Source organism: Phenylobacterium sp., assembly GCF_036495085.1.
Lineage (GTDB): Bacteria > Pseudomonadota > Alphaproteobacteria > Caulobacterales > Caulobacteraceae > Phenylobacterium.
Window position 1 is genome coordinate 44,929 of sequence record NZ_DASXNL010000021.1, and the last position, 6,945, is coordinate 51,873.

6 protein-coding genes are annotated in these 6,945 nt (G+C 70.0%); all 6 read right to left on the reverse strand.

The window, feature by feature from the left end:
* Positions 1–125 precede the first annotated feature (125 nt).
* From VGI62_RS03325 to VGI62_RS03350, 6 genes are read right to left on the reverse strand one after another with little or no spacing between them, the layout of a single operon-like run.
* Positions 126–1,211: an NAD-dependent epimerase/dehydratase family protein gene (locus VGI62_RS03325; protein ID WP_331502973.1), complete on the reverse strand. Its 1,086-nt coding sequence runs from the start codon at positions 1,209–1,211 to the stop codon at positions 126–128.
* Between the two features lie 10 nt (positions 1,212–1,221).
* Positions 1,222–3,360, reverse strand: a complete 2,139-nt coding sequence (locus VGI62_RS03330) for a DUF362 domain-containing protein (protein WP_331502974.1) — start codon at positions 3,358–3,360, stop codon at positions 1,222–1,224.
* Between the two features lie 9 nt (positions 3,361–3,369).
* Positions 3,370–3,975 carry a hypothetical protein gene (locus tag VGI62_RS03335; RefSeq protein WP_331502975.1) on the reverse strand — a complete coding sequence of 202 codons (606 nt, stop codon included), beginning with the start codon at positions 3,973–3,975 and terminating at the stop codon, positions 3,370–3,372.
* Position 3,976: 1 nt separating this feature from the next.
* On the reverse strand, positions 3,977–4,714 hold the full coding sequence (locus VGI62_RS03340) for a hypothetical protein (protein ID WP_331502976.1): 738 nt from the start codon (positions 4,712–4,714) through the stop codon (positions 3,977–3,979).
* Entirely contained in the window at positions 4,711–5,520 is an 810-nt protein-coding gene (locus VGI62_RS03345; protein WP_331502977.1) for a hypothetical protein, read from the reverse strand. Before VGI62_RS03345 ends, VGI62_RS03340 begins: the two co-directional genes overlap by 4 nt.
* Before the next feature lie 5 nt (positions 5,521–5,525).
* Positions 5,526–6,164: a hypothetical protein gene (locus VGI62_RS03350; RefSeq protein ID WP_331502978.1), complete on the reverse strand. Its 639-nt coding sequence runs from the start codon at positions 6,162–6,164 to the stop codon at positions 5,526–5,528.
* Positions 6,165–6,945: the final 781 nt, after the last annotated feature.

Sequence of the window (6,945 nt, forward strand, 5' to 3'; positions counted from 1 at the left end):
GCGCGAGACGGTGGCGATCTGCTCGACGCTCTCGAGGCTGGGGCCGATCTCGTAGATCAGGTCGCGCACGGCGCCGGCCAGCGCCCCGGGCGGATGGCGCACGCCGACCAGGCAGCGGAAATCCTTCATGCGGCGCGCTCCGACAAAAGGGCGGCCTCGTCGGCCAAGCGCGCCAGGCGGGCGGCCTGGACCTCGCGGGTGAGGCGCAGGCCCGCGCGGGTCTCTCGGGCGACGTGCGGCGAGGCGCAGAGCCAGGCCAGCGCCTCGGCCAGGGCCTGGCGCGCGGGCCGCGGCGCATAGCCCAGTGCGGCGGCGCGGGCGTGGCTGTACCAGTAATAGCGGCCGACCATGCGCGCCTGGGCGCGGGTGGCCAGCGGGGCGGCGGCCGTCAGGCGCGCACGGGTCTCCTCGGCCACGGCCAGACCATAGCAGGCGACGGCGCTGGCCTCGGCGCGCGGGCCGGGCGCGCCGGCAAGCTCGGCGACGAGGCCGTGGATCTGGCGCCACGAGAGGTTCTCCGCGCCCAGCACATAGCGGCCGCCGGGCGCGCCGCGTTCGGCCAGCAGGATGTGGCCAAGGGCGACATCGCGGACCGAGGCGATGTTGCAGCCGCCGGCCCAGGTGAGGCGCAAGCCGTCGGCCAGATAGCTGGTGATCAGGCCATTGCTGGGGCCGAGCCCGGCGCCGAACGGGCCCACGCTCATGGTCGGGCAGGCGAAGACGATCTCGATGCCGAGGCGGCGCGCGGCGCCGAGGGCGGCGCGCTCCTGGGCGATCTTGGCCAGGACGTAGGCGGACTCATCGGGGTCGTCGTCGGCGTTGGCGTCTTCATCGCGGATCTGCGGCTTGTACGAGGCGCCAAGCGTCACCGACGACGAGGTCATCACGACCCGGCTCACCTTGGCCTCGGCGCAGGCGGCCAGGACATTGAGGCTGCCATCGGTGGCGGTGCGGGCCATTTCCTCCGGCTCGTGGCCCCAGTAGCTGAAGGCGACGGCGGTGTGGAAGACCAGATCCTGGCCCTCGACCGCCGCGGGCAGCGACGCCGGGTCGAGCACGTCGCCCACGACGCGGCGGATCGGCAGGCCGGCGATAGCGGCGATGTTCGACCCTGCGCGGACGAGGCCTGTCACTTCGTCGCCCCGGCGCAGGAGCTCGCGCACGAGGTTGGCGCCGATCAGGCCGTTGGCGCCGGTGACCAAGGCTTTCATGTGGGGGCCTTCATGGCTGAGCCCCCGCATCGACCCAGGCGGCGTGGCGCAGGTCGGAGAGCGCGCCCGACATCGCCGAAGCCAGGGGCGATGGGGCGGCGGGGCGCGGCGGCGCGGCGAAGTGGCGGAAACCGTCGGCGTCGACCCGCAGCGGCTCGGGCCCGGCGCGGGCCGGGCGCTGGAACAGCGACTTCGCCGCGCCGACCAGGTCGAGGCTGTCCTGCGTCTGCAGGCGCTTGATGACGTCGGCGGCCCAGTCCACCGGCAGGGATTCGCCGTCCGAGGCGTCGGACCAGGGCCGTCCGATGCGCACGTCGCGGCCCTCGGCCACCGCCTCCAGGTTGGCGAAGGTGCGGGCGAAGAAGCGGTGGTAGGCCTCGGCCACCAGGACGCGCTTCATGGCCGGCGTCAGGTCGCGGTCTATGACGGCCCACATGGGCGGCAGGCAGAACTGCTGGCGGCCCCAGATGGTGACCAGGGTGTCGCCGCCCAGCGCCTCGAAGGTGACGATCCCGTCGTCGGCGATGGCCGAGGCGTTCTCGCTCTTGATGGTCTTCCAGAACATCTGCTGGCGGGCAGGCGCGTAGTCGACCGTTTCGATCTTGGTGACATCGATGACCACACCGCCGCCGAACGCGGTGTAGTTCGGCTGCGGCAGGTAGAGGTTGCGTTCGAGCTGGCGGGTGACGCGGCCCTGGCCGTCCACGCCGGTGACCAGGGCGCGGCCGCCGGCGTAGTCGTTCATGAACTGGATCGCGCGGTGGATCTCGACCCCAGCGGCGAAGGCCTCGAACGGTATGGGGTAGCGACGCGCGCCGTCGAACAGCACCGCGCCGTCGTCGAAGCGCCAGCGCAGCCCCTGGTCGTCCGGGACGACGCCGCGCAGCAGGTCGGCCTGGACGCTGAGTTCGGCGGCGAGGCCGTCGTAGTCCGCCTTGCAGATGGTCGCCGGATCGACATTGATCGGCGCGTCGTGGCGGCGGAGCGCATCCTTGTCGAACATCACGCCGAAGGCGGTCCCGGCTTGCTCGGCCTGGGCGATCGCCAGGTTGGCGAAGGACAGCAGCCGGGCGCCGTCAACGCCGCCATCCCCTGCCGAGGCGACGTCGGCCAGGGCGCGGTTCAGCCAGTCGTTGGCTGGGTGGCGGAAAGGAAAGAGGTCACGGTCAACGTGCTGCAGAGCCGGGCGCACCGCCCGGTCGGCCGCGACGAAGGCGCGGCGCGCGGCGGTGGACGCCACCAGCGCAGGCTCGACGTTGATCCAGTCTGGATAGGCCTCCAACGGGCCGAAGATCCGCGTGCCGGCCGTGGGACGCGCGGCCCGCAGCGCCGGCGCGGCGAGCTCGGAGACGAAAGGATCGAGCCCCATCTTCAGGGCGCCCACATAGTCGGCGAGCGAGGGGTCGGTGGCGACGATAACGGTGTCGGTCTTGAGCGGCAGCGGCGCACGGCGCCCGCCGTTGCCGTGGGCGCTCACGACGGCGTCGATCACCGCGAAATGGGCCGGCGCAGCCCTGACCAGTTCGGCGGCCACCTCGCCCACATCACGGCGATAGCGGTAGTGATAGTCCTTGTCCGTGTTCGGAAGGATGCTGAGCAGGGTCGAGAGGCAAAGGGCATAGCCATCGTCCTCGTCGGTGCGGTTGGCCGCCACGACGATACGCAGGTCGGCCTCCAGCCAGGCGCGGGAGAGGGCGGTTCCGCCCAGGACGCCCCAGGCGGGAAAGACGCCGTCCTCGGTCTCCTCGGAGAGGTCTACAACGTCATAGGGCCGCCCGGCGGGCGTCTCGTAACGGTAGCCCAGCAGGTCGGCGGCCACGAAAACATCGCGATTCTCAAGCCAGAGCGCGGCGGTGTCGCGCGTGGACCCGACGGCGGCGTCCGTGACGCCGAGGTCGAAGAGGACGTCCAGGAGATGCTCCACCAGGCGCGGATCGGCCGCCGCCGGCGAGCCTGCCGCGAAGGCGTCCAGAGCCGGGACTACGATCGCCGAACAGGCGCCTTTCGCTGTCAACGCCGCCTCGATGCGTTGCCCGGCCCCTTCCTGAAAACCCGCCTGGGCCAGGGCGCGGTCCAGCAGAATGGTCCCCGCCGCGCCGGAGTCGTGAGCGATGGCGACCGTGTTCACGACGGGGTCTGGCGGAGCCATGGCGCAGGCCTAGCTGGGCAGAACCGAGAGGCGCACCCGCAGCACCAAGTCGTTGAAGCCGCTGATCGCGACATTCGCCGCATAGCGCCCCCCGGCCGCGAAGACCTTGGGATCGAGGGTGGCGCGCACGGTGATCGGCTGTTCGTCGCCTGGCGCCAGGACCAGGTTGGGCGGGTCGATGGTCACTGTGGCCGCGGCGCCGCCGGTGGTGCCGGTGAAGTTGCCGGGCCAGAAGCTGAGGGTCGCCGGCCGGTCGTGCGGATTGCGCATCAGGACCTGAGCGCTGGCCTCACCGCCGAGCGGTCCGGACATCTCCAGATCCTGCAGCGTTGCCCCCCCGGCCACGGCGTTTTCGACGGTCCCGCCGGCCTTGCGCACCAGCGCGGCGGCGAAGTCGCTGGCGATCCCGATCGCGTCGGCTGAATAGCGCACACCCTCCTCGGCCGCGAGCTTGGCGTAGGCGCCGGCCGCCGAGGCGCCGGTCGATCGGCCGGCGCCATAGTCCGCCAGGATCTGGCCATAGGCCTGCACGGCCTTGAATCGCTGGGTGGCCCAGCGGCGGGCCAGGTCGGTGGTCACCTGGCTCAGGGTGCGGTTGTCGGTCGAGCTCGCCATCTTAGCAGCAGCAACTGCAGCCGCAGTCCACGGTGAACGCCTCGCAATCCCGCGGCAGGATGGCGACCGCGACGCGGACCGAACGCAGGTCGCAGCCCTTGATCCGCAGGTCGGCGTAGGCGACGAGGCAGCGGTCGACGTCAGGCAGCTGGCGCGTTCCGACCGGAGCAGGCGTCGCCACCGGGCCGTCCGTCGTGGCCGCGTTCTTCCCGGCCGCCCTGGACTGGTTGTTCGGGTTGTTGGGATTGGTCGGATTGGTGGGTTGGCTCGGCGCCGGGGTCAGGACGGCCTGGCCGCCGATATTGACCACCAGCACGATCTCCTGGTGGCCGCAGGGGGCCAGCGTGAAGGTGGCGTCGCCCACGATGTCGGCCGCGACCTGCACGATGTCGCTGACCGTGGTGAAGCTGGACAGCTCGACCTCGACGTCCCGCGCGCGGCGCCATTTGTTTTCTATGATGACGGGGACGATCCGGCGTTCGCCGACGCGCGCTTCGATCACCAGGTCGGCATCCGTAACGCAGCAGCGGCAGCTGCAGGGGTCAGGCGCACAGGTGGGGCAGCCGCAGTCCGGCTTGGTCTTGGACGAGCGCACCAGATTGGCGACGCCGGAATTCCAGTTGTCCATGCCGGTGCGCCAACTGTCGAAGGCGTCGGCCCATGGTTGCAACGCCTGCTGGGCGAGCTGGTTGAGATCGATCTGCTGCGGAGCTCGCCGCGGAAGGGTGGCCTGGATCATGCCGATGTTCCTGTGGGCTTACGCGCCGAGCGAACCATGACGAGTGGCTTGGCCGCGGTGACGACGACGATGTGAAGATCACTGGCGTAGACGGGCGCGAAGGTGTGGTAGCGCGCCGACGGCGAGAGGGTCGCCGGCAGTTTCAGCTCGACGGTGGCGACGAGGGTCGCGCCGGGTTCCAGGGCCAAGGGCCCGCCCAGCATCGACATCTCGAGCGTGCCGAAGGGGATCAGAACCGGCTGGGGCTCGCGCCCGATGAGCTTGTCGAAGATCTTGGCCAAGGGATTGTCGCCATCGGCCGCACCGTCCAGGCGGTCGGGGGAGACAGGAGACTCTTCGGCGAGCGGATAGTGGCCGCTCACGTCGATCGTGAGTGGGACGTTGCCGCGGTTCTCGAAGGAGACCGCCACCACGGGCGCCAGACCCCCGCCGGCGTCGACTACGATCGGGCTTGGCCGGACATTGAGCTTCACGTCGGGCAGGACGTCGATCGCCAGGGTGCGGACCAGGTCGCCCAGCTTGATCCGCCCCTCGTAACGGCCGGGCGGCGTGGCGGGATCGAGGCGCAGACGCAGGTGGGTGCGCCCGACGCCGTGACCGGGGATCTGCATCTGGACGGCAAGGGGGGCGAGCCGCAGCGACGCGCCGGCGCCTGCCAGCCGCACCTCCGCCAGCGACGCCTCGGCCAGGTGCGCCGGCTGATCGGACGCGTTGCGCAGGGTGAGCGGGATGCGCAGGTTTCCCGCCGACCCTGCTAGCGAGAGCGTTCGCTCGGCAGGCCAGTCGACGAGGTCGAGCGCGCCCATCGCCGCTATCCTAGGCGCACGACAAACGGTGGCGACGTCCCGGAGCGCCCCGGCTCAGGCGCCCCCTGATCGTGGTGTCCGGCGTGATCGTGGTGTTCGCCGTGTTCGAGGTCGTCGCGGTCGTCGCGGCCGCAGCCGGGCTCTGGTGCGGCGCACTCGGCGGCGGTGTTGTGGACCACCTTCGGCGCGGTGACGTTGATGATGTGCGGGTGTTTCGGTAGGTCGGAGACCACGACCCGGGACTCGCCCTCGAAGGTCAGGCCGAACACCTCGACCCCGAATAGGGTCAGGCCGAATCGCTGATGGGTCGGCAGGCAGACCAGCGTCGGCGGCAGGGCGCCCAGCGACAGCTTCAGGCACTGGTCGACGACCACCGGCTGCAGGTCGATGGCCGACCTGGTGTCGAGGGCGGACTTGGTGTCGATGGCCGCTTTCGAGTCCGTCTTGATCGTATCGGGGATGGAGATGGTCAGCTTCGTGTCGGTCTTGACGGTGTCAGGGACCTTCAAAGTCAGCGAGGTGTCGATCGGCTGAGTGACCGCGAACTTGGAGTCGGTCTTGATGTTGTCCAGACCCTGCACGTCCAAGGTGAAGGGACCGCCGTTCACGGTGATGGGATCGTAGAGGATTTCGAGGTCTGCCACTGGACCCTCCACAGGCGTCTGACGACGCTATCGCACGCCGGGGAGCTCGGCAATCACTGGTAGAATCAACGGGGAATTCTGCACCTTTAGACTGTGACGATTTCTGAGCGGTTCAGCATCATTTCGCGCGGTCCCCGCGTCGGATTTCAAACGTCCCCAGAGGCCCGGAATTTCGGGCGCGGTCGCCAAAAATGGAGTTTTTCCACGCCGCCACCTGCTCATGGCGCTCACTCCTCACGGGGCATCCCTTTGCCGAAGAGGTGGTCACCGCCTTTGTGGATCAAGCGAGACGGCTGCTGAGACAGGTGGTCGAACCCCCTCCTTAGGGCCGTTGGCGGAAACGACGGCATCCTTCGCAGCAGGGAGGAGGCGCGGAAACTCTGGGCCGCGGACTTCACCTAGGCGCACTAGGCGAACCCGCCTCAGGCAGCCCGCGATGATCGAGGTCGGCCTTGCCGAAGGCGGATTGAGAGCCGCCGAAACTGGTCGCCGGCGGTGTCCGCGGGAGACCTCGCCGGCGCGCGCCCCTTACGGCTCCTATTTCGCCCACTGGTTGGAGCGTTCCGGAGAGAGTGGCGGCTCGTCTCCGACAACTATGTCATCCCCGGGCGCCCGCGGGCGCGGCTGCTCACCCAAGGCGATCCGCCGGCCGCGCCGCGTGGGGATGTGAACTTCAGAAGACTTCAGGACTACCGGGCGGCGCGGTAGGCCGCGCGCGGGCTCAGGCCTTATGCTGTGCGATGTAGGTGTCCACCGCTCGCTCCAGCACGGTCAGCGGCAT

Coding starts and splice junctions, on each gene's coding strand:
- VGI62_RS03345 (WP_331502977.1), bottom strand. CDS start 5,520: ATGGGCGCGCTCGACCTCGTCGACTGGCCTGCCGAGCGAACGCTCTCG.
- VGI62_RS03335 (WP_331502975.1), bottom strand. CDS start 3,975: ATGGCGAGCTCGACCGACAACCGCACCCTGAGCCAGGTGACCACCGAC.
- VGI62_RS03325 (WP_331502973.1), bottom strand. CDS start 1,211: ATGAAAGCCTTGGTCACCGGCGCCAACGGCCTGATCGGCGCCAACCTC.
- VGI62_RS03340 (WP_331502976.1), bottom strand. CDS start 4,714: ATGATCCAGGCCACCCTTCCGCGGCGAGCTCCGCAGCAGATCGATCTC.
- VGI62_RS03330 (WP_331502974.1), bottom strand. CDS start 3,360: ATGGCTCCGCCAGACCCCGTCGTGAACACGGTCGCCATCGCTCACGAC.